General features: G+C 62.2%; 18 protein-coding genes. 7 read left to right on the top strand and 11 right to left on the bottom strand.

All coding sequences use genetic code 11. From position 1 onward, the window contains the following. Window positions 1-11: 11 nt before the first annotated feature. Both IEG05_RS13480 and IEG05_RS13475 read right to left on the bottom strand, forming a co-directional pair. Entirely contained in the window at window positions 12-536 is a 525-nt protein-coding gene (locus IEG05_RS13480; RefSeq protein ID WP_179484385.1) for a L,D-transpeptidase, read from the bottom strand. 39 nt (window positions 537-575) lie between these two features. Further along, a complete protein-coding gene (locus IEG05_RS13475) occupies window positions 576-1,283 on the bottom strand; it encodes a TetR/AcrR family transcriptional regulator (RefSeq protein ID WP_011912890.1) in 708 nt (235 codons plus the stop codon). 208 nt (window positions 1,284-1,491) lie between these two features. Between IEG05_RS13475 and lexA the strand changes: the two genes are divergently transcribed. Together lexA and sulA are read left to right on the top strand one after the other, a co-directional pair. Further along, window positions 1,492-2,100 (top strand): transcriptional repressor LexA, encoded by a 609-nt coding sequence (lexA, locus tag IEG05_RS13470; protein ID WP_014820593.1) that lies wholly within the window; start codon window positions 1,492-1,494, stop codon window positions 2,098-2,100. A gap of 11 nt (window positions 2,101-2,111) precedes the next feature. Beyond that, entirely contained in the window at window positions 2,112-2,588 is a 477-nt protein-coding gene (gene sulA / locus IEG05_RS13465; RefSeq protein WP_191122202.1) for an SOS-induced cell division inhibitor SulA, read from the top strand. A gap of 73 nt (window positions 2,589-2,661) precedes the next feature. Here the strand turns inward: sulA and IEG05_RS13460 are convergent, their stop codons facing one another. Continuing rightward, complete coding sequence (locus tag IEG05_RS13460; protein WP_014820595.1) at window positions 2,662-2,898, bottom strand: hypothetical protein; 237 nt, start codon at window positions 2,896-2,898, stop codon at window positions 2,662-2,664. Between the two features lie 212 nt (window positions 2,899-3,110). Here IEG05_RS13460 and IEG05_RS13455 point away from each other — a divergent pair, with 212 nt between their 5' ends. Next, window positions 3,111-3,950: a DMT family transporter gene (locus IEG05_RS13455; protein ID WP_191122201.1), complete on the top strand. Its 840-nt coding sequence runs from the start codon at window positions 3,111-3,113 to the stop codon at window positions 3,948-3,950. Window positions 3,951-3,967: 17 nt separating this feature from the next. On the opposite strand, the gene IEG05_RS13450 is transcribed toward IEG05_RS13455, so the two are convergent. From IEG05_RS13450 to fadB, 5 genes are all read right to left on the bottom strand, one after another. After that, the gene (locus tag IEG05_RS13450) at window positions 3,968-4,486 is read right to left on the bottom strand and encodes a DUF6586 family protein (RefSeq protein ID WP_046620537.1); all 519 of its coding nucleotides are present in this window, start codon (window positions 4,484-4,486) and stop codon (window positions 3,968-3,970) included. 136 nt (window positions 4,487-4,622) lie between these two features. Then, the gene (topA, locus tag IEG05_RS13445) at window positions 4,623-7,226 is read right to left on the bottom strand and encodes a type I DNA topoisomerase (RefSeq protein ID WP_041014252.1); all 2,604 of its coding nucleotides are present in this window, start codon (window positions 7,224-7,226) and stop codon (window positions 4,623-4,625) included. Window positions 7,227-7,513: 287 nt separating this feature from the next. After that, window positions 7,514-7,747, bottom strand: a complete 234-nt coding sequence (locus IEG05_RS13440; protein WP_014820599.1) for a DUF1653 domain-containing protein — start codon at window positions 7,745-7,747, stop codon at window positions 7,514-7,516. Window positions 7,748-7,881: 134 nt separating this feature from the next. Next, window positions 7,882-9,057, bottom strand: coding sequence for an acetyl-CoA C-acyltransferase FadA (fadA, locus tag IEG05_RS13435; RefSeq protein WP_003285577.1), 1,176 nt, complete (start codon window positions 9,055-9,057; stop codon window positions 7,882-7,884). 18 nt (window positions 9,058-9,075) lie between these two features. Then, complete coding sequence (gene fadB / locus IEG05_RS13430; RefSeq protein ID WP_046620536.1) at window positions 9,076-11,223, bottom strand: fatty acid oxidation complex subunit alpha FadB; 2,148 nt, start codon at window positions 11,221-11,223, stop codon at window positions 9,076-9,078. A gap of 432 nt (window positions 11,224-11,655) precedes the next feature. Between fadB and IEG05_RS13425 the strand changes: the two genes are divergently transcribed. Then, complete coding sequence (locus tag IEG05_RS13425; RefSeq protein WP_046620534.1) at window positions 11,656-13,689, top strand: S9 family peptidase; 2,034 nt, start codon at window positions 11,656-11,658, stop codon at window positions 13,687-13,689. Window positions 13,690-13,979: 290 nt separating this feature from the next. Further along, the gene (locus IEG05_RS13420) at window positions 13,980-14,342 is read left to right on the top strand and encodes a YgaP-like transmembrane domain (protein WP_003285581.1); all 363 of its coding nucleotides are present in this window, start codon (window positions 13,980-13,982) and stop codon (window positions 14,340-14,342) included. A 118-nt stretch (window positions 14,343-14,460) separates the two neighbouring features. On the opposite strand, the gene acs is transcribed toward IEG05_RS13420, so the two are convergent. The 3 genes from acs to IEG05_RS13405 all read right to left on the bottom strand — a co-directional run bounded on the left by acs (window position 14,461) and on the right by IEG05_RS13405 (window position 18,847). Further along, complete coding sequence (gene acs, locus IEG05_RS13415) at window positions 14,461-16,416, bottom strand: acetate--CoA ligase (protein ID WP_046620529.1); 1,956 nt, start codon at window positions 16,414-16,416, stop codon at window positions 14,461-14,463. Window positions 16,417-16,800: 384 nt separating this feature from the next. Next, complete coding sequence (locus IEG05_RS13410) at window positions 16,801-17,799, bottom strand: DctP family TRAP transporter solute-binding subunit (RefSeq protein WP_046620527.1); 999 nt, start codon at window positions 17,797-17,799, stop codon at window positions 16,801-16,803. Window positions 17,800-17,947: 148 nt separating this feature from the next. Continuing rightward, window positions 17,948-18,847: a LysR family transcriptional regulator gene (locus IEG05_RS13405; RefSeq protein ID WP_046620526.1), complete on the bottom strand. Its 900-nt coding sequence runs from the start codon at window positions 18,845-18,847 to the stop codon at window positions 17,948-17,950. 176 nt (window positions 18,848-19,023) lie between these two features. Between IEG05_RS13405 and IEG05_RS13400 the strand changes: the two genes are divergently transcribed. Both IEG05_RS13400 and IEG05_RS13395 read left to right on the top strand, forming a co-directional pair. Next, window positions 19,024-20,226 carry a CaiB/BaiF CoA transferase family protein gene (locus tag IEG05_RS13400; RefSeq protein ID WP_046620523.1) on the top strand — a complete coding sequence of 401 codons (1,203 nt, stop codon included), beginning with the start codon at window positions 19,024-19,026 and terminating at the stop codon, window positions 20,224-20,226. 188 nt (window positions 20,227-20,414) lie between these two features. Further along, the gene (locus IEG05_RS13395) at window positions 20,415-21,350 is read left to right on the top strand and encodes a hydroxymethylglutaryl-CoA lyase (RefSeq protein WP_046620520.1); all 936 of its coding nucleotides are present in this window, start codon (window positions 20,415-20,417) and stop codon (window positions 21,348-21,350) included. Window positions 21,351-21,496 lie beyond the last annotated feature (146 nt).

Below are 21,496 nucleotides of genomic sequence, written 5' to 3'. Positions count from 1 at the left end.
AGAAGGAATCCTTATTCGAGTTCAGCGGCAGCCCAATCGGGACAGGGTGCCTCGTCGATGCGCACCGCGCAGTGAGGCGGCACCAATGGGAAGAGTTGCAGCAGGTCGGCATTGCGCATGCGAATGCAACCGTGGGAAAGAGGCACGCCCATCGGCTCACAATCGGGGGTACCGTGAATGTAGATGTAACGGCGGAAGGTATCGACCTGCCCCTGGCGATTGACTCCAGGCTCGCACCCGCTGAGCCAGAGAATCCGGGTCAGGATCCAGTCACGACCGGGAGAAATTCCGTGAAGCTCAGGGGACCATACCTCCCCTGTCCAGCGCCGCCCACGCAACACCGCACCTTGAGGCAAACCGTCACCGAGGCGCGCACGCACCTGATGCAGACCGCGCGGCGTGCAACCGGAACCGTTCAGCTCGCCCGCACCATTGCGTGCCGTAGAGACAGAAAAGCGCAGACGCAACTGGCCCTCGGCGAAGCCGTAGAGCTGCTGATCGGCGATGGAAATATGCAGAAAATCGAGAAATGCCATGGGCGGCTAGCTTAGCCGATCACCCGGCGGGCTTGTAGCTCAAGCCTTCGCCGGAATGGCCACTGCGTTGCGCCGCGCGATCGGTTGTGCCGCCGCCAGCGTGTTGTCATCAATGCCACTGTCGGCGCGCATGCCGGCCGCGAGAAACGGCACCATCATACGCATGACCTGCTCGATCGAGGTTCTGACGCCAAAATCGTTCTCGGAAATAGCGCGCAGTGCCTTGATACCCGACATACTGAATGCGGCCGCACCAAGCATGAAGTGCACACGCCAGAACAGTTCGATGGGCGGAATGGCCGGCGCCGCGTCATGCACCTTGAGCATGTAGCGCCGGAACACCTTGCCGTACATGTCTTCCAGATAGCGGCGCAGGTGGCCCTGGCTCTGACTGAAAGACAAGCCCAGCAGGCGCATGAAGATGGACAGATCATCGCCGCTGCGCGGTTTGACCGCCAAGGCCTGCTCGACGAGGATTTCCAGCAGTTCCTCAAGCGTGTCCTTCTTGTCGGTCAATGCCTCGCGTCGATCCAGTTCACGCTCGAGACTGGCACAGAATGGCCCGAGAAACCGCGAGAACACCGCCTGGATCAGCGCCTTCTTCGAACCGAAATGATAGTTCACTGCCGCGAGGTTGACCCCAGCCTTGCTGGTGATCAGGCGAAGCGAGGTTTCGGCGAAGCCTTTTTCCGCGAACAGCTGTTCCGCTGCATCAAGAATGCGCTCAACTGTTTCCGACTGCGCCATGCCCCCTCCGAAAGACAAACAACTGTTTGAAACTTACGTTTCACCGACCGGCAAGTCAACCACGAAACGCCTTGTGGCACTAGCGTCATTGTCGCAGACAGACCACGGAGCACGCCGGATGTGCTTTCTAAACCATCATAATCATTCGTTGCCAAGGCCGGATCACTGTATATAATCCCAGTCACTGTATAAAAGAACAGAGACCGACATGATCAAGCTGACGCCTCGCCAGACGGAAATCCTCGCGTTCATCAAGCGCTGCCTGGAAGACAATGGGTATCCACCCACTCGCGCAGAGATCGCTCAGGAACTCGGCTTCAAGTCACCCAATGCTGCCGAAGAACATCTCAAGGCACTTGCCCGCAAGGGCGCTATCGAGATGACGCCCGGGGCGTCCCGCGGGATACGTATTCCGGACTTCGAACCCGCCGCATCCGAAAATGGCCTGCCGATCATCGGCCGCGTTGCTGCCGGCGCGCCGATTCTGGCGCAGCAACATGTCGAAGAATCCTGCCAGATCAGCCCCGCGTTTTTCCATCCGCGCGCCGATTATCTGCTACGTGTCCACGGCATGAGCATGAAAGACGTCGGCATTTTTGATGGCGACCTGCTGGCCGTGCACACCACCCGCGAGGCCCGCAACGGCCAGATCGTGGTTGCTCGCGTCGGTGACGAAGTCACGGTGAAGCGTTTCAAGCGTGACGGCAAGAAGGTTTGGCTGTTGGCTGAAAACCCCGAGTTCGCGCCCATCGAGGTCGACCTCGAACAGCAGGAACTGGTGATAGAAGGCTTGAGTGTCGGCGTAATCCGCCGCTAAGGAGAAGGTTCATGCAGTACCAGACCAGCACTTCCCGGCCCCAACTTTCGTTGTTCGACGGCATCATTGCGCAAAGCCTGGCACCGTTTGGCAACCTGAAACCACGCAACAAACCCGAGCAGGATAAGGAATATCTGAGCGAGTTGAGCCTGAGCGGCAGCAGCGAGCACTGCCACCTGCTGCTTGCCCCAATCCTGCGTGAACTCGGCGATGCAGCGGACAGCCGCTGGCTGACCCTGATTGCCCCGCCCGCTTTCCTCTCGCAGAACTGGCTGCGCAAGTGCGGTCTGAATCGCGAACGCATCATCCTGCTGCAGCCACGCGACGCCGAGGGCGCGATGGAACTCGCCTGCAAAGCCCTGGCCTCGGGGTGCAGCCATACCGTGGTCAGCTGGTTTGATCAGCTCGATGGTGCAACACGTAGCAAACTATGCGCAGCCGCCAGCCTGGGCGCAGCTCAGAGCCTGAATATTCGTCTCGGATGTTGAACCGCACGGCACAGGGACGTGCTGAAAATCGCGGATGGAATCCTGAAGCTATAACGCTCGATCACTAGCTCACTCAGTGCAGAACACGCGGCTCTTCATCGTCACGCTCGAAATCCCCTTCCGACATGCGACCGGCCATCTGAACGCCGACATTGAACATCGCCTTGGCAATCTCGACGTGCTGCCCCTGTAGAAATAGCTTGGCGTCTTCCGAAAAATTCAGCGTGACCAACACCTCTTCGTCCTCGGCACGACGAAGCACGATGCGCCCGTCAGGTAGCTCGACGATTTCCAGAAAAGATGTAGGCATGGATCAGCTCCGCGTGAAAGGCGTCCATTGTAGCAGCCGACCAGCCTCAGGACAGCCTTTGCAGGCCTCAAGCTCCTTTCGCTAGCAACACCCCGATAGGTAGCAGCATCATGCAGCCGTGCATTGCCGGACCAACAAAACGATGCGGCTATGGATACCGACACGTAGCATGCACAAAAAAAGCGCGCGCCGGCGCTCGATAAGGATTGTGTATGACAACCCGCACCTTGCTGCTTACCGCCTTGGCCATGCTTGCATTTGCCGGCAACTCGATCCTATGCCGTATCGCCTTGCGGGACACCGCTATTGACCCGGCCAGCTTCACCGGCCTCCGTATACTGGCCGGAGCGCTCACGCTCTGGCTACTGTTGCGAATCGGCACGCCGAGACAGTCGCAGGGCGGAGATTGGTTCAGCGCCTTGGCGCTGTTCGTCTACGCCGCTAGTTTTTCCTACGCCTATATCAACCTGGATGCCGGAGCCGGCGCCCTGCTGCTGTTCGGCGCGGTGCAGTTGAGCATGCTTGCTTGGGGATTGCTGCGGGGCGAGCGCTTTAGCGCTTGGCAGATTTTCGGCTTGCTGTTGGCATTGAGCGGATTGCTGATTCTGCTGCTGCCGGGAAGCAGCGCGCCGGCATTGGACGGCGCACTGCTCATGCTGCTGTCCGGTGTCGCCTGGGGCATCTATTCGCTGCGTGGACGGGGCGCGAGCAATCCCCTTGCAGCAACTGCGGGCAATTTCATCAAGGCCGTGCCGCTGGCCGCAGTGCTTTGTCTGGTGACGCTTGGCCAGCAGCAATGGGATGCGCCAGGAATCGTGTACGCCTTGCTCTCCGGGGCGCTGACCTCTGGCGTCGGCTACGCCATCTGGTACGCGGCGCTGCCCGGTCTTGCGGCAATACAGGCGGCGAGCGTCCAGCTCAGCGTTCCGTTACTCACAGCCATCGCCGGGACTGTGCTGCTGGGTGAAGCGTTGACGGCAACGCTGATCATCTCAGGTGCGGCGATTCTCGGCGGCATCGCCATGGTCCTGAGTATCAGGCACCGCGGCTGACGCCACGGTCCCGAGTGTCACCATTCGGTCAGCGACTCACGAAAACGTAATGCCAGACCCTTGAGGTTCTGTCGCCAGGCTTCCAGCTCGACGCGCGACAGCGGTGGCACATCGTCCTCGACACTGACTGCCTCGATCAACGGCTGGCGCGGATCAGTCTTGGCCTTGGCAGGAGCGCGTGGCGGCTGGAGCAGCTGCTTGTAGGCGGTAAGCAACTGCCCGAGCCAGGTGCTTGGCTGCTCCGACAATTCCAGCAATTCGGCGAGTTCCGGGCTCGGCGCAGCCTCAAGCACGCTGCGGGTCAGAAATGCCTCGACGACAGGCGCATCCGCACCGGGCGATCGGTAGTAACCGGCGATCTCATGGCACAGTCCAAGCAAGGCGCCGTAAAGGTGGAACAGGCAAGCCTCACGTTCAGCCTGAATCAAACCTTGAGAATTCATCGAGGCAGATTCTTCGGCCTTGCGCCAGCTGTCCAGTGACAAACCGGCGAAGAAGATCTTCTGGTTGGTACGTGTGTAGAGCTCGTGAGCCATGGCATGCTCTCCGAAAGAAGATGGACAGAGAATGGACCTTCACAGGTTGCCGCACCAGATCGGCTGACGAAGTGTCAGCCGATCTGAAGAACGCACTCGGTGCAGCCGGTCTGCTGAGCGGTCGAACGCAAAGAAATCAGCGTTTGTCTTCGACCTTCCACTTGCCGCCGTCGTAGAACGCCTTCCAGCCGGTCGGCTTACCGTCCACTTCGGTCTGCACGTACTGCTCCTTGGTCTTGCGGCTGAAGCGGATAACCGCGAAGCGGCCTTCCGGATCCTTCTGCGGCGCATCGAGCAGGAAGTGGTACTTGGGATCGATCTCGTCCTTGTGCGGGATCAGCTCACGCACCAGCGGCGCCCGGGTTTCGCGATTCTTCGGGAACTGACTGGCAGCCAGGAACAGGCCGGAAGCGCCATCGCGCAGTACGTAGGTGTCGTCGACCTTGTCGCACTTGAGCTCGGGCATCTTCACCGCATCCATCTTCGGTGGCGCGGCTTCGCCATTTTTCAGCAGCTTGCGGGTGTTCTTGCATTCGGCGTTGGTACAACCGAAGAACTTGCCGAAGCGGCCGGTCTTGAGCTGCATTTCGCTGCCGCACTTGTCGCATTCCAGGCTCGGGCCCTCATAGCCCTTGATGCGGTACTGGCCTTTCTCGATCTCATAACCCGAGCAATCCGGGTTGTTGCCGCAAATGTGCAGCTTCTGCGTCTCGTCGAGCAGATAGGCATCCATCGCGGTACTGCAGATCGGGCAGCGGTGCTTGCCAAGCAGCACGCGAGACTCGGACTCGCCCTCGTCATCGGCAGCGATCTCGTCGCCGGGAACCAGGTTGACGGTGGACTTGCAGCGTTCCTTCGGCGGCAGGCTGTAGCCGGAGCAACCGAGGAACACGCCGGTGGAAGCGGTACGGATCATCATCGGCCGACCGCAGACCTTGCACGGGATATCGGTCACGGTCGGCTGATTGGCGCGCATGCCGTTCTCGCTGGCCTCGGCAACCTCGAGCTTCTTGCGGAAGTCACCGTAGAATTCGTCCAGTACGTGCTTCCAGTCGCGCTCACCCTGGGCGACATCGTCCAAATGCTCTTCCATGCCGGCGGTGAAACCGTAGTCCATCAGATTATTGAAGCTCTCGGACAGGCGCTCGGTGACGATGTCGCCCATCTTCTCCGAATAGAAACGGCGGTTGTGCAGCGAGACGTAGCCGCGGTCCTGAATGGTCGAGATAATCGCGGCGTAGGTGGACGGCCGGCCGATACCGCGCTTCTCCATCTCCTTGACCAGACTGGCTTCGGAGTAGCGCGCTGGCGGCTTGGTGAAGTGCTGGCTCGGGTCGAGCTTGAGCAGCTTCATGTCGTCGCCCTTGTTCATCTCCGGCAACACGTCATCCTCACCGGCCTTGCTCTGCTGCGGCATGACCTTGGTGTAACCGTCGAACTTCAGGATGCGGCCCTTGGCGCGCAGTTCGAAATTGCCGGCAGCGACGGTCACGCTGGTGGACAGGTACTGTGCCGGCGGCATCTGGCAGGCTACGAACTGGCGCCAGATCAGCTCGTACAGACGCTCGGCATCGCGTTCCATGCCCGAAAGCTGGGTCGGGCGCAGGTTGACGTCGGACGGGCGAATCGCTTCGTGCGCTTCCTGCGCGCCTTCTTTGCTCGAATAGACATTCGGTTTTTCCGGCAGGTACTTGTCGCCGAACTCGCTCTCGATGAAACCGCGCACCATACCGATCGCGTCAGCGGAAAGGTTGGTCGAGTCGGTACGCATGTAGGTGATGTAACCGGCTTCGTACAAGCGCTGAGCCATCATCATGGTCTTCTTCACACCGAAGCCGAGGCGATTGCTCGCCGCCTGCTGCAAAGTCGAAGTGATGAAGGGGGCCGAGGGCTTGCTGCTCGTCGGTTTGTCTTCGCGCTTGCTGACGCTGTACTGCGCGCCCTTGAGCTTCTCCAGTGCAGCGGTGGCTTGGGCTTCGTTCAGCGGCTTGAAGGCTTCGCCGTTCTCACGCGCGACCTCGAAACGCACCTTGGCCTGCTGCGCATTCGCCAGGTCCGCGTGAACTTCCCAGTATTCTTCCGGAACGAAGGCGCGAATCTCACGCTCGCGCTCGACCACCAGCTTCACCGCTACCGATTGCACTCGGCCGGCGGAAAGCCCGCGGGCGATCTTCGCCCAGAGCAGCGGCGACACCATGTAGCCAACCACCCGATCAAGGAAACGACGCGCCTGCTGTGCGTTGACCCGGTTCAGATCGAGTTCGCCAGGCTTGGAGAAAGCCTCCTGAATCGCCTTCTTGGTGATCTCGTTGAACACCACGCGCTTGTAACGGCTGTCGTCGCCGCCAATCGACTCGCGCAGGTGCCAGGCGATGGCCTCCCCCTCTCTATCCAAGTCGGTCGCGAGATAGATGGTGTCGGCTTCCTTGGCCAGACGGCGCAGTTCCTCGATGACCTTTTCCTTGCCGGGCAGGATCTCGTACTTGGCCTTCCAGCCGTGCTCCGGGTCGACCCCCATACGGGTGATGAGTTGACGCTTGGCCTTCTCCTTCGGCGACAGCGCAGGCGCTTCGGCGGCTGCAGCCTTGCCGCGCTTGACCGGCTCCTTGTTGGCAGAGCCGCTGGTAGGAAGGTCGCGGATATGGCCGATACTCGACTTCACCACGTACTGGTTGCCCAAATACTTGTTGATTGTCTTGGCCTTGGCCGGTGATTCCACGATGACCAGCGATTTACCCATGGAGAGGAGAGTTCCTGAATCTAGAGGTGAACAGAGGCGGCGCCTCCGACAGTTTGAATACCCGCACCGGCGCTAAACGGCAAGGCATCAGCGTACGTTAGTGCGCGTTTTGCGAACGGGCCGACCTGACGAAAAATCGCCCTGCCCGGCTCCGCCTGGTGCGAATCAGAGCAGCCGTTCGATGCCATCCAGCGAACAGCAAGGTTTAAGCTCTGTCTGAAAAGCACCGCTATATATAGTGGCGATGGAGGTGAGGTCAAGCGCGGACCTGGTGGCCGCTGGCCAGCTCAACCTTCGAAAACGCTCGTTTCAGCTTCGATCAATGCGAAACGCGGGACCGTTTCGCCGTTGACTTCGACAGTCTCGATGAACATCGACAACGGGCGCACCCAGAGTCCACGTTCCCCATACAGCGCCTGGTAGAACACCACCGACTCCTCGGTCTCGGAGTGCCGCGCAACAGCGAAAACGCGATATTCCGGCCCCTTGTAATGGCGATAACGCCCCGGCTGCAACTGCATGCCTACCTCCACACAAATACAAAAAAGAAAAACCGGGGCACCAGGCCCCGGCTTCCATGCACCGGCTGACAATCATATTCCCGCTCAGTCGCGAGATTGGCTGTCAGCCTAGCGCAGTCATTTGCATCTGTCTGTTAGACGCGTTCGAAGACCGTACTGATCCCCTGGCCCAGACCGATACACATGGTGGCGATACCAATCGTACCGTTGTTCTGCTTCATCACGTTCAGCAGGGTGCCGGAGATACGCGCACCGGAGCAGCCGAACGGGTGCCCCAGGGCGATGGCGCCGCCATGCAGGTTGACTTTTTCTTCCATCTTGTCGAGCAGCTTGAGGTCCTTGAGCACCGGCAGTGCCTGTGCAGCGAAGGCTTCGTTCAGCTCGACGTGGCTGATGTCATCCATCGTCAGACCGGCGCGCTTGAGCACCTTCTGGGTGGACGGCACCGGGCCGTAGCCCATGATTGCCGGGTCGACACCGGCCAGTGCCATAGCGCGAACCACGGCCAACGGCTGGATGCCGAGATCCTTGGCGCGCTGGGCGGACATGACGATCATGCAGGACGCGCCGTCGGTGATCTGCGAGGAAGTACCTGCAGTCACGGTGCCGCCCTTCGGATTGAACGCAGGCTTCAGCGCAGCCAGGCTTTCCAGGGTGGTGTCCGGACGGATGGTTTCGTCGTAATCGAAGACCTTGAGGAAACCATCCTCGTCATAGCCTTCCATCGGGATGATTTCATCCTTGAAGTTGCCTTCCAGCGTGGCCTTGTGCGCCAGGCGGTGCGAACGCTCACCAAAGGCATCCTGCTGCTCGCGGGTGATGCCGTGCATCTTGCCGAGCATTTCGGCAGTCAGGCCCATCATGCCGGACGCCTTGGCGGCGTACAGCGACAGCTGCGGGTTCGGGTCGACGCCGTGCATCATGCTGACGTGGCCCATGTGCTCCACACCACCGATGACGAATACGTCACCGTTGTTGGTCTGGATGGCCTGCACGGCAGTGTGCAGGGCGCTCATGGACGAACCGCACAGGCGGCTCACGGTCTGGCCGGCGCTGGTGTGCGGGATACGCGTCATCAGCGAAGCCATGCGGGCGATGTTCCAGCCCTGCTCCAGGGTCTGGTTCACGCAGCCCCAGATCACGTCCTCGACTTCGGCCGGGTCGATCTTCGGGTTGCGCGCCAGCACGCCGTCGATCAGGTGTGCGGACATGGTTTCAGCGCGGGTATTACGGTGCATGCCGCCCTTGGAGCGCCCCATCGGGGTGCGACCGAAGTCGACGATGACTGCATCTCTTGGATTCAGGCTCATGAATTCTCTCTCCCTCGATTAACCGTAGAAGCGCTGGCCGTTGGCAGCCATCTCGCGCAGCTTCGCGGTCGGGTGGTACAGCGGGCCCAGGTCGGCGTACTTGTCGGCCATCGCGACGAACTCGGCGACGCCGATCGAATCGATGTAGCGCAGCGCACCACCACGGAAGGGTGGGAAGCCAATGCCATAGATCAGGCCCATGTCGGCTTCGGCAGCGGTCTCGACGATGCCGTCTTCCAGGCAGCGCACGGTCTCCAGGCACAGCGGGATCATCATGTAGTTGATGATGTCCTCGTCGGACAGCTCGCGAGTCTCGGCAACGATCGGCTTGAGCAGCTCGTAGGCCTGGGCATCGACGACCTTCTTCGGCTTGCCCTTCTTGTCCATCTCGTAGGCGTAGAAGCCCTTGCCGTTCTTCTGGCCGAGGCGGTTGGCCTCGTACATGACGTCGACAGCCGTGCGGGCGTCGTCCTTCATGCGATCCGGGAAGCCTTCAGCCATCACGTCACGGCCGTGGTGGCCGGTGTCCATGCCGACGACGTCCATCAGATAGGCCGGCCCCATCGGCCAGCCGAACTTCTCCATCACCTTGTCGGCGCGAACGAAGTCGACACCGTGGGCGATGGCGCGGGCGAAGCCGCCGAAGTACGGGAACAGCACGCGGTTGACCAGGAAGCCCGGGCAATCGTTGACCACGACCGGGCTCTTGCCCATTTTCTTGGCGTAGGCAACGGTGGTTGCGATAGCCACTTCGCTGGTCTTCTCGCCACGGATCACTTCCACCAGCGGCATCATGTGCACCGGGTTGAAGAAGTGCATGCCGCAGAAGTTTTCCGGACGCTTGAGCGCCTGGGCCAGCAAGCTGATGGAGATGGTCGAGGTGTTCGAGGCGATGATCGCATCATCACGCACCAGACCTTCGACTTCGGCCAACACCGACTGCTTGATCTTCGGGTTTTCGACAACGGCTTCGACGACGATGTCGACGTGACCGAAGTCGCCATACGACATGGTCGGGCGAATGGCATTGAGCGCCTCGGCCATCTTCGCCGGAGTCAGGCGACCTTTCTCGACGCGCTTGCCGAGCAGCTTGGAGGCCTCGTTCAGGCCCATCTGGATACCCTCTTCGCGGATATCCTTCATCAGGATCGGCGTGCCTTTGACAGCCGACTGGTAGGCAATACCGCCACCCATGATGCCGGCGCCCAGTACGGCAGCCAACTTCACGTCACGGGCTTGCTTGTCGTAGGCCTTGGCTTTTTTCTTCAGCTCCTGATCGCTCAGGAACAGGCCAACCAGGCTTTGCGCAACCGACGTTTTGGCGAGTTTGACGAAGCCAGCGGCCTCGACTTCGATCGCTTTGTCGCGCCCGAAATTGGCGGCTTTCTGAATGGTTTTGATCGCTTCAACCGGCGCCGGGTAGTTCGGGCCCGCTTGACCAGCCACGAAACCCTTGGAGGTCTCGAAAGCCATCATCTGCTCGATGGCGTTTAGCTTGAGCTTGTCCAGCTTCGGCTGACGCTTGGCCTTGTAGTCCAGCTCGCCGGAAATGGCGCGCTTGACCAGATCCAGCGCAGCGGCCTGCAGCTGCTCAGGGGCGACTACAGCATCTACCGCGCGAACCTTGAGCGCGTCTTCAGCGCGGTTCTCCTTACCAGATGCAATCCACTCGACAGCGTTATCGACGCCGATCAGGCGCGGCAGGCGAACCGTGCCGCCGAAGCCCGGGTAGATGCCCAGCTTCACTTCCGGCAGACCGACTTTCGCCACGGTAGACATGACGCGGTAGTCAGCAGCCATGCACATTTCGAAGCCACCGCCCAGTGCGATGCCGTTGATAGCGGCCACGGTGGGTACGCCCAGGTCTTCGAAATCGCTGAAGATCTTGTTCGCTTCGAGGTTGCCGGCGACCAGTTCCTCGTCGGCCATCTTGAAGTTGTCGACGAATTCGGTGATGTCGGCGCCGACGATGAATACGTCCTTGCCGCTGGTAACGATGACGCCTTTCACCGACGCGTCAGCCTTGATGGCATCGACGGCCTGGCGCAGATCGTTGAGAGTGAGGCGATTGAACTTGTTGACGGACTCACCCTTGAGGTCGAAATTCAATTCGACGATGCCGCTCTCAAGAGCCTTAACCGTGATGGCTTTACCTTCGTAAATCATCAACTGATCTCCAGGTATGGAAGCTGAACGTTACGTGTCTCACGTCTTCGGCCCTTACTCGACCGCGCCTTGCAGCGAACGACACCCACCGACACGATAATCCGGGTGATCGGCATCTGCTCTGGCAAACGCTCGATTCATACGCCCGTTTGATTTGGGTCGGCACACCTTCGGGGAAAAGCTCCGCATTGTCAATCAGCTGGTTTGCCTAAGCGAAAGCCACCTGCAAGCAGACATTTCGCGACCACCCGGTCATCATCGACAACGCCGATTCGCCGCCATTCACCGCGCCGATCCTTGCCGTGCACCGGTCACCGACCGACGCCACGTTTGTCTGTTGAATCCTAGCCGTAGCCGAGCAGGTACACTGCCGCATCTCGCTCTATGCCATCACCGGCCTTAGCGGTCGCGAAACGAATCCGGAGTTACTGCATGTCCAATGCCCCCATCGCCCGCGCCGACACCGGCACCGATCCCTATCGCTGGCTGGAGAATCGCGACGCCGACGACGTGCTGGCATACCTCAAGGCGGAGAATGCCTATCTCGAAGAACAGCTCGCCGACCAGTCCGAACTGCGCGAGACGCTGTTCCAGGAAATCAAGGGCCGCATCCGCGAAACCGACCTGTCCCTGCCGTCGCCTTGGGGACCGTGGCTGTATTACCAGCGCACCGCCGCTGGCGACGAATACCCGCGGCACTATCGCTGCCCACGCCCGGTCGATGGCTCGCTCACCGTTGACGAGGACGCCGAACAGCTGCTGCTCGACCCCAACGAGCTGGCCGAAGGCGGCTTCCTCTCCCTGGGCGCGTTCAGCGTCAGTCAGGACCACAGCAAGCTCGCCTACAGCCTCGATCGCGAAGGCGACGAGATCTACCGACTGTTCGTCAAGGATCTCGCCAGCGGCGACGTGACCGCCCTGCCCTTCGACGATTGCGACGGCAGCATGACCTGGGCCAACGACAGCCAGACGCTGTTCTACGGTGAACTGGACGACACCCACCGCCCGCACAAGATTTACCGCCATCGCCTTGGCGATACGGGCAGCAGCGAGGTTTATCACGACCCGGACGGGCGCTTCTTCGTGCATTGCTACCGCACCAGCTCCGAGCGCCAGCTGGTCATCCTTTCCCACAGCAAGACCAACAGCGAAGCCTGGGTGCTGTCGGCGGACGAGCCGGAAGGTCAATGGACGTGCCTGGCACCACGCCAGGAAGACCACGAGTACTTTCCCGATCATGGCCTTCACGAAGGTCAGTGGAGCTGGCTGATCCGCAGCAATCAGGCTGGCATCAACTTCGCGCTCTATCACGCCAGCGAGGCGCAGCCCGAGCGGGAGCACTGGCAGGAACTGGTTGCCCATGACGACGCGGTGATGCTCGAGGACGTCAGCCTCAACGCCGAGGCGATCACCCTGACCCTGCGCGAAGGCGGCCTGCCGGTGATCGAGGTGCGGCCACAGGGCGTGCAGCCCTATCGCCTGCAGCTGCCCGATGCGGCCTACAGCCTGTACGTGCAGAATTCGCTGGAGTTCACCAGCACGGTGATCCGCCTGCGCTACGAGGCGTTGAATCGCCCGGCGCAGATCCGCCAGCTGACGCTGGCCGACGGCACGCAGGAAGTGCTCAAGGAAACCCCGGTGGAAGGCCCCTTCGATGCGGACGCCTATGAAAGTCGACGCATCTGGGCGACCGCCCAGGACGGCACGCAGATCCCCATCAGCCTGGTCGGCCAGCGTGACAGCTTCGGCAAGCCGGCTCCGCTCTATCTCTACGGTTACGGCGCCTATGGGCACAGCCTCGATCCGTGGTTCTCCCATGCGCGCCTGTCGCTGCTCGACCGCGGTTTCGTCTTCGCAATCGCCCATGTGCGCGGCGGCGGCGATCTCGGCGAGGCCTGGTACCGTGCCGGCAAGCTGGAGCACAAACCGAACACCTTCAGCGACTTCATCGCCAGCGCCGAGCAGCTGCTGGCCGATGGCTACACCACCTCAGAGCGCTTGGCCATCAGCGGCGGCAGCGCCGGTGGCCTGCTGATCGGGGCAGTGCTGAACATGCGCCCTGAGCTGTTCGGTGCGGCCGTCGCCGAGGTGCCTTTCGTCGACGTGCTCAATACCATGCTCAACGCCGACCTGCCGCTGACCGTGACCGAATACGACGAGTGGGGCGATCCGAATCAACCGGAGGTGCATGAGCGGATCAAGGCCTACGCGCCCTACGAAAATATCCGCGCCCAGGCCTACCCCTCGCTGCTCGCGGTGGCCGGCTACAACGACAGCCGCGTGCAGTACTGGGAAGCCGCCAAGTGGGTCGCCAAGCTGCGCGCCACCCGCACCGACGACAACCTGCTGCTGCTCAAGACCGAATTTGGCGCCGGGCACGGTGGCATGAGCGGTCGCTACCAGGCGCTCAAGGACGTGGCGCTGGAGTACGCCTTCGTGCTCAAGGGATTCGGCATGGCCGGTTAGCACGCACGCGCGCGGCTCTTCGGATTGCGCGAGACATTCATCCTCGGGGCCGACCGTGAAGCACGGCTGCCCCGCGCAGGTGTTGGCCGCGAAGCTCGTCCGTCGCATTCTTCACGATTCGCGGTCAGTACGCTCCAACGCATTGGCGCGCCCTGGCTCGCTCCACCTGCATCCGTTTGGCTTCCCACAACAGCCATTACACCGCGTTGTCGCCAGATGCCGACCTGCGGCACCGAACAGCCTGCGCTGGCGAGAGTCATTCATTGAGAATGTCCTCGTCGGAGCCACCCATGAACAACAAGTCCTCGAACCACCAGAATCAGAACGTCCACGGCTGGGAGCGCGCCATGTCCCTGGCCGGCGGGCTGTATTTCCTTGCCAAGGGCCTCAGCCGCGGCGGTTTGGGCGGACTGCTGCAGCTGGGTATCGGCGGCCTGGCGCTGTCCCGTGGCGTAACCGGGCACTGCGAGGCCAAGCGCGTGTTCAATGAAATCAACGAACAGGCCGGCATGGCCGAAGGCCGCTCGCACCACATGCCGTTCGAACGCTCGGAAAAAGATAGTCAGCAACTGCAAGCCAATGCCGAGGCAGCCACCAACGGCACCACCGTAACCGGCAATGACAGCCTGAAAAGCCCGCCCGCCGGCGTCTGATCCCCGCGGCCATACAAGCGGGAAACATCGAGCCCGGCGAGTCGTGGCATTGCCGCCGGGCACAGGCTCATGGGTAGAGGCGACCGGCTGCGTGACTACGCTCCGGTCTCCCTTGCCTTCAGCGCTTCTTCACCACCTCATGAGCCTCGATCAGCTGATCGACCACACCAGGATCGGCCAGGGTCGAGGTATCGCCCAGCGCGTCATAATCGTCCGTGGCGATCTTGCGCAGCAGCCGGCGCATGATCTTGCCGGAACGCGTCTTCGGCAGCCCAGGTGCCCACTGAATCACATCCGGCACGGCGATCGGCCCGATCTCCTTGCGCACCCACTGCTGCAGCTCCTGGCGCAGCGCGTCCGTGGGCTGCACGCCGCTGACCAAGGTCACATACACGTAGATCGCCTGGCCCTTCAGTGCATGCGGAACGCCCACCGCTGCCGCTTCGGCCACCTTGGCATGGGCGACCATGGCGCTTTCTATCTCCGCGGTGCCCATGCGGTGCCCGGACACGTTGAGCACGTCATCGACTCTTCCGGTGATCCAGTAATAGCCATCCTCGTCGCGACGCGCGCCATCGCCGGTAAAATACATGCCGCGGAAGGTCTTGAAGTAGGTGTCGACGAAGCGGTCGTGGTCCTTGTAGATGGTGCGCATCTGCCCCGGCCAGGAGTCGAGGATCACCAGATTGCCCTCGGCAGGGCCTTCGAGCAGGTTGCCGAGGTTGTCCACCAACCCCGGCACCACGCCGAACAGCGGGCGCGTGGCGGAGCCTGGCTTGAGCGCGGTCGCCCCCGGCAGCGGGCTGATCAGGATGCCGCCAGTCTCGGTCTGCCACCAGGTATCGACGATGGGGCAGCGCGATTGGCCGACCGTTTCGTAATACCAGTGCCATGCCTCGGGATTGATCGGTTCGCCCACCGTGCCGAGCAGGCGCAGGCTGGAGCCGTCGGCCCCCTCCACCGCCGCGGCCCCCTCGGCCATCATGGCGCGGATCGCCGTGGGCGCCGTGTAGAGGATGTTCACCTTGTGCTTGTCGATGATCCGGGCGATGCGGGTAACGTCCGGATGATTCGGCACGCCTTCGTACATCAGCGTCGTCGCGCCGTTGGCCAGCGGGCCGTAGATCAGGTAGCTGTGCCCGGTGATCCAGCCGATATCGGCCGTGCACCAATAGACCTCCCCGGGGCGGTAGTCGAACACCCGCTCATGAGTCAGTGCGGCATAGAGCAGATAGCCGCCGCAGGTATGCAGAACGCCCTTCGGCTTGCCCGTGGAGCCGGAGGTATAAAGGATGAACAGCGGCTCCTCGGCCCCCATTTCCTTCGGCGCGCAAACCTCACCGGCCACGCGCATCAGGTCGTCGTAGCAGATGTCGCGATGCGAGTGCCAGCGGATGTCCGCACCCGTGCGGCGCACGACGATGATCTTCTTCACACAGCTGGTCTGGGGATTGGTCAGCGCCTCGTCGACATTCCCCTTGAGCGGCACGGGTTTGCCGCCGCGAACGCCTTCGTCGGCGGTGATCACGATCTTCGACTGACCATCAATGATGCGCCCGGCCAGCGCTTCCGGGGAGAAGCCACCGAACACCACCGAGTGGATAGCGCCGATGCGCGCACAGGCCAGCATCGCCACCGCGGCCTCTGGAATCATCGGCATGTAGATGGTCACCACGTCGCCGCGGTGCACATCCTGCCCGCGCAGCGCATTGGCGAACTTGCTGACTTCCTGGTGCAGCTCGCGGTAGGTGATCTCGCGGTGTTCGGAAGGATCATCGCCCTCCCAGATGATTGCCAGCTGATCGCCGCGCTCGGCCAGGTGCCGATCCAGGCAGTTGGCCGAGACGTTGAGCGTGCCATCGGCGAACCATTTGATATCCACATGGTGATCGTCGAAGGAGGTGCGCTTGACCTCGGTGAAAGGCCGGATCCAGTTCAGCCGCGCCGCCTGTTCACGCCAGAAGCCCTCGGGATTGATCACCGACTGCTGGTACATGGCCTTGTAGCTGGCTTCGTTGGTCAGTGATTGAGCGGCCACCTCGGGCCGAACCGGATATACGGACGCAGCGCTCATGGCAGTTCCTCGTCTGTCTTGTTGGTATGCAGAACCCTGTCCAGCAGGCGAACCCAATGACCAACCCAGCGCCTGTCAGACGGTGCACTCCAGCCAAGCACGCCACCCTTGGCGTATCGGCTTTGCTCAAGCATAGACCGCGCCTCACCGCATGGCGTGTGCACTACCGCCATTTGCCAGAGCTTTCGCGTAGCTGAATGCTACGGCCCCGACACCCGCGGACGCGTTTTGCAGGCAAAAAAAAGCGGCCTCAAGGGCCGCTCGTTCAACCATCCGGTTGGAATACACACTTGTCCGATCACGCAGATAGACGCCGCCATTCTGTGCAGCCAGCGCCGTGGCCGAAACTGCACATTGGTCTAACAGACCATTGGCGGACTTGCCTCAGGGCGCAGCGTTGGCTGCGCGCGCGGCCTCGATCAGGTCCTTGCCGATATCGGCTTCGAACTTCTTCCAGGCCGGCTGCACCGCGTCGCGCCAGCGGGCGCGCTGTTCGTCGGTCAGCACCAGAATCTCGCTCTTGCCCGAGTCGATGACGCCCTGCTTGGCCTTCTCGTTCAGCGCCTCGGCCTGGCGGTTCACCTCCACGGTGACCTCGTCGATGATCGCTTCCAGCTCGCCGCGCACCTCTGCCGGCAGGCCGCTCCAGAACCTGGTGTTGGTGATCAGCAGGTAGTTGCCGATGCCGTGACCGGACTCGGTGATGTACTTCTGCACCTCGTGGTACTTCTGGCTGTAGATGTTCGACCAGGGATTGTCCTGGGCATTGACCACGCCGGTCTGCAGCCCTTGATAGATTTCGGCGAAGGCCATCTTGCGCGGTACTGCCCGCAGGGCGGTGTACTGGGCGGCCTGCAGGTCCGAGGGCTGCACGCGGAATTTCAGTCCGCGGGCGTCGGCCGGCTCGCGCAGCGGCTTGTTGGCAGTGAAGTGGCGCATGCCGTTGAGCCAGTAGGCCAGGCCGGTGATGCCCTTGTCCTCCATCGACTTGAGCATGGCGCGGCCCTTGTCCGACTGCTGGAAGCGCTGCGCGGCGGCCATGTCGTCGAACAGGAACATCAGGTCGAACAGCTGCAGTTGCTTGGTGTACTGCTCGAGCTTCGACGGTGCCGGCGCCAGCAGCTGTACCTCATTCATCAGCAGCGCTTCCATCTCCTTGCCGTCGCCATACAGCGAGGAGTTGGCGAACACCTGCACTTCTACCTGGCCGGGCAGGCGCTCCTCGACGAGCTTCTTGAACATCAGCGCGCCCTGGCCCTTCGGCGTGCTGTCGGCGGTGATATGGGAGAACTTGATCAGGATCGGATCGGCCTGGGCGCCGAGAGCGGTAAACAGCGCCGAAGCGGCGAGCAGACGGGTAATGCCACGGGTGAGTCGTGCCATGGGGGTGAGCTCCGTTATGTAGTTGTGTGAGCCATATCGCTGGCCCGACTCTACCCCGCCGCCCCCGCGGACTGAATTGCTATTTGGCCAAGCAAGACTTCGCGTTTGGCGAAGGCAGCAGCGCAATCACTAGGCCCGGCGCGCTCCTTCAGCCATTGCCTTCGCGAGCGGTGAGGTGCTCAAGCATCTGCCTCGCAGTCACCGACAGGCTTTCCAGATTGCGCACGCCGAGCTTCAGCTCGCGCCGCGCCCACGCATCGGTCAACGGCACCATGGCCACGTCCAGCGCCGGCAGGTAGTTGCGCACCACCTGCTCGGGCAGCACACCGATGCCCATGCCGGTGTGAATCATTCGACAGATCGCCTCGAAGCTGCGCACCTGAATGCGCAGACGCAGCGGCGTACCCATCTGTTGCGCCGATTGCTGCAGCAGCGCGTGCAGCGAGGCGTCCTGTTGCAGGCCAATGAAGTCGAAGCCAGCGGCATCACGCAGGGCAATTTGTGCACGTTCAGCCAACGCATGCTCGCGCGGCGTGACCAGCACCAGCCGGTCCTCGCGATAGGGAAACACCTGCAGGTCCTCGGCCGGCATATGCCCGGCGAAGATGCCGATATCGGTCAGCCCTTCGCGCAGCGCACGCAGGGTGTCGCTGCTGACGCGCTCCTCCAGGTCGATCTTCACCTCCGGGTGCTGGCGGGTGAAAGTACTCAGGTCCTCGGGCAGGAATTCGATCACCGCCGAGGTATTGGCGTGGATGCGCACATGGCCCTTCACGCCCTGGCTGAACTCGCTGAGGTCAGCGTCCAGCTGCTGCAGGTTGTCCAGCAGGTTGCGCGCGTGGTGCAGCAGCGCGTGGCCGGCCGGCGTCAGCTCAACGCCCTTGGGCTGGCGATAGAGCAGGCTGACGCCGAGCTGCCCTTCCAGATCGCTGACGCGCTTGCTCACCGCCGCCAGCGCCAGATGCTCGCGCTCGGCAGCGCGGGTCAGGCTGCGGGTCTCGGCGATGGCGACGAACAGCCGAAGGGTGACGAAATCGATGCGGCGCATATTGGATTCCCGTATTCGCGGTAGACGAAGCATGCGCCGCTCAGCCCGAGTTTTTCAAAGCTCCTTTCGTCTTAGCCTTCGTGAAGCGCGAAACCTAACTTGGCAAACGGCCAATTGTCCGCTGCCGATGCGTCGGTCATGCTCGGCACCATGAACCAACCGGCACAGGTGTCGTGATGAGCGAACAGACAGACAAGAACCTGCCGCTGCAGGGCCTCAAGGTGATCGAGATGGGCCAACTAATCGCCGGCCCTTTCGCCAGCAAGCTGCTCGGCGAATTCGGCGCCGATGTGATCAAGATCGAGCCGCCCAAGGTCGGCGACCCGTTGCGCAAGTGGCGCAAGCTCAAGGACGGCACCTCGCTCTGGTGGCATGTGCAGTCGCGCAACAAGCGCTCGGTGACGCTGGATCTCAAGGCCGCGGAAGGCCAGGCAATCGTCCGCCAGCTGGTGGACGAAGCCGACATCCTGGTGGAGAACTTCCGCCCCGGCACGCTGGAAGAATGGGGCCTGGGCTGGGATGAGCTGTCGAAGCTGAACCCTCGGCTGATCATGCTGCGCATTTCCGGCTACGGCCAGACCGGTCCCTATCGCGACCTGCCGGGCTTCGGCGTGATCGGCGAAGCCATGGGTGGCCTGCGCCACCTCTCCGGCTATCCGGGCCAGCCGCCGGTGCGGGTTGGCGTCAGCATCGGCGATTCGCTGTCCTCGTTGTATGGCGTGATCGGTGTATTACTCGCCCTGCAGGAGCGCAACCGTAGCGGCCAGGGTCAGGAAATCGACGTGGCGCTGTACGAGTCGGTGTTCGCCATGATGGAAAGCCTCGTGCCCGAATACGACGCCTTCGGCTATGTCCGCGAGCCAGCCGGCAGCGCCCTGCCCGGCATCACCCCGTCCAACTCCTACCTGTGCAATGACGGCGCCTACGTGCTGATCGCCGGCAATGGCGACAGCATCTACAAGCGCCTGATGACCCTGATGGGCCGCCAAGACCTCGCCGATGACCCGCGCTTCGCCCACAACGACGGCCGCGCCCAGCACGCCGAGCTGATCGATGCCGCCATCGGCGAATGGACCATCCAGCACAGCCGCGACGAGGTGATCGAAGCACTCAAGGGCGCCCGCGTGCCGGCCGGCTATCCCTACACCGCCGCCGATATCGTGAAGGACCCGCACTACCTGGCGCGGCAGATGATCGAGCAGGTGCAGACCTTCGCCGGCCCGCTCAAGGTACCGGGCGTGCTGCCCAAGCTGTCGCGCACGCCAGGGCGCATCGGCGAAGGCGGCCCGCAACTGGGCGAGCACACCGACGACGTGCTGGCCGGCCTCGGCCTCACCGATGTACAACGCCAGGGCCTGCGCGAGCGCGGGATCATCTGAACGCCACGTAGGGTGGATGACGCTTCTTTCATCCGCCACCTCCGAACGGTGGCTGGCTGGAGCGTCATCCACCCTACGCCCATACGTAGGGTGGACAACGCGAAGCTTGTCCACCAGCCAGCAAGCCACAACGGTGGATGGGTAAAGCGTCGTCCACCCTACGCCCAGGCACAACCGACAGGACTCCCATGAGCAAACGCCTGTACATCCAGGAAGTCGCCACCCGCGACGGCTTCCAGATCGAAGCGAACTTCGTGCCGACCGAAGCCAAGATCGCCCTGATCGACCGCCTCTCGCAAACCGGGCTGGCGAAGATCGAAGTCACCTCCTTCACCTCGCCCAAGGCCATCCCCAACCTGCGCGACGCCGAAGACGTGATGCGCGGCATCCGCCGTGCGGAGGGCGTCGAGTACACCGTGCTGGTGCCCAACGCGAAGGGCTGCGAGCGCGCGCTGGCCTGCGAGGTGGACGAGATCAACCTGGTGATGTCGGCCAGCGACACCCACGGCCTGGCCAACCTGCGCATGACACCCGAACAGTCGCTGGTGCAGTTCCGCGAAATCATCGAAGTCACTCGCGGCAGTGGCGTATTCATCAACGCCTCGCTATCGACCACCTTCGGCTGCCCCTTCGAGGGCGACGTGCCCGAGCGGCGCGTCTATGAGCTGGTGCAACGCCTGCTGGAGATCGGCGTGCAAGGCATCACCCTCTGCGACACCACCGGCATGGCCGACCCGGCGCAGGTCGAGCGCATCTGCCGCGAAGTGCTGAACAGCTGGCCGCAGGCAGTATTCACCGCACACTTCCACAACACCCGCGGCATGGGCCTGGCCAACGCACTGGCAGCGCTGAACGCCGGAATCGTCCGCTTCGACGCCTCCCTCGGCGGCCTCGGCGGCTGCCCTTACGCGCCAGGTGCCAGCGGCAATATCTGCACCGAAGATCTCGTGCATATGTTCCAGCGCATGGGCCTAGACACCGGCGTCGATCTCGACCGCCTACTGCAATGCGCCACCGACCTGCCCCAACTTGTCGGCCACGACGTACCGGGCGCCGTGCTCAAGGCCGGCAAGGCCGATCGTCGTTATCCGAAACCGAAGTGGATGGAGGAAGCTGGCGTTTAAATCCGGGCGGACCGTCTAGGGAGACACTGCATAAATAGCCAGCCGCCCCCACCCTTGGCACACTGAGCCCCCTCAACCAGCCCCCTCCATGAGCTTTGTTACGCGCGTGCAGAAGACCTTCTCCGAACTCGAATATACCGGCAAGA

The sequence above is a fragment of the Stutzerimonas kunmingensis genome (genome assembly GCF_014764705.1).
GTDB lineage: Bacteria > Pseudomonadota > Gammaproteobacteria > Pseudomonadales > Pseudomonadaceae > Stutzerimonas.
Note: the sequence above shows the minus strand (reverse complement) of the source record. Positions and strands in the feature narration are given on the sequence as shown.

Bases quoted from the DNA above. Each gene is read 5' to 3' on its own strand.
- IEG05_RS13480 (WP_179484385.1), bottom strand. From the start codon at position 536: ATGGCATTTCTCGATTTTCTGCATATTTCCATCGCCGATCAGCAGCTC.
- IEG05_RS13475 (WP_011912890.1), bottom strand. From the start codon at position 1,283: ATGGCGCAGTCGGAAACAGTTGAGCGCATTCTTGATGCAGCGGAACAG.
- lexA (WP_014820593.1), top strand. From the start codon at position 1,492: ATGATCAAGCTGACGCCTCGCCAGACGGAAATCCTCGCGTTCATCAAG.
- sulA (WP_191122202.1), top strand. From the start codon at position 2,112: ATGCAGTACCAGACCAGCACTTCCCGGCCCCAACTTTCGTTGTTCGAC.
- IEG05_RS13460 (WP_014820595.1), bottom strand. From the start codon at position 2,898: ATGCCTACATCTTTTCTGGAAATCGTCGAGCTACCTGACGGGCGCATC.
- IEG05_RS13455 (WP_191122201.1), top strand. From the start codon at position 3,111: ATGACAACCCGCACCTTGCTGCTTACCGCCTTGGCCATGCTTGCATTT.
- IEG05_RS13450 (WP_046620537.1), bottom strand. From the start codon at position 4,486: ATGGCTCACGAGCTCTACACACGTACCAACCAGAAGATCTTCTTCGCC.
- topA (WP_041014252.1), bottom strand. From the start codon at position 7,226: ATGGGTAAATCGCTGGTCATCGTGGAATCACCGGCCAAGGCCAAGACA.
- IEG05_RS13440 (WP_014820599.1), bottom strand. From the start codon at position 7,747: ATGCAGTTGCAGCCGGGGCGTTATCGCCATTACAAGGGGCCGGAATAT.
- fadA (WP_003285577.1), bottom strand. From the start codon at position 9,057: ATGAGCCTGAATCCAAGAGATGCAGTCATCGTCGACTTCGGTCGCACC.
- fadB (WP_046620536.1), bottom strand. From the start codon at position 11,223: ATGATTTACGAAGGTAAAGCCATCACGGTTAAGGCTCTTGAGAGCGGC.
- IEG05_RS13425 (WP_046620534.1), top strand. From the start codon at position 11,656: ATGTCCAATGCCCCCATCGCCCGCGCCGACACCGGCACCGATCCCTAT.
- IEG05_RS13420 (WP_003285581.1), top strand. From the start codon at position 13,980: ATGAACAACAAGTCCTCGAACCACCAGAATCAGAACGTCCACGGCTGG.
- acs (WP_046620529.1), bottom strand. From the start codon at position 16,416: ATGAGCGCTGCGTCCGTATATCCGGTTCGGCCCGAGGTGGCCGCTCAA.
- IEG05_RS13410 (WP_046620527.1), bottom strand. From the start codon at position 17,799: ATGGCACGACTCACCCGTGGCATTACCCGTCTGCTCGCCGCTTCGGCG.
- IEG05_RS13405 (WP_046620526.1), bottom strand. From the start codon at position 18,847: ATGCGCCGCATCGATTTCGTCACCCTTCGGCTGTTCGTCGCCATCGCC.
- IEG05_RS13400 (WP_046620523.1), top strand. From the start codon at position 19,024: ATGAGCGAACAGACAGACAAGAACCTGCCGCTGCAGGGCCTCAAGGTG.
- IEG05_RS13395 (WP_046620520.1), top strand. From the start codon at position 20,415: ATGAGCAAACGCCTGTACATCCAGGAAGTCGCCACCCGCGACGGCTTC.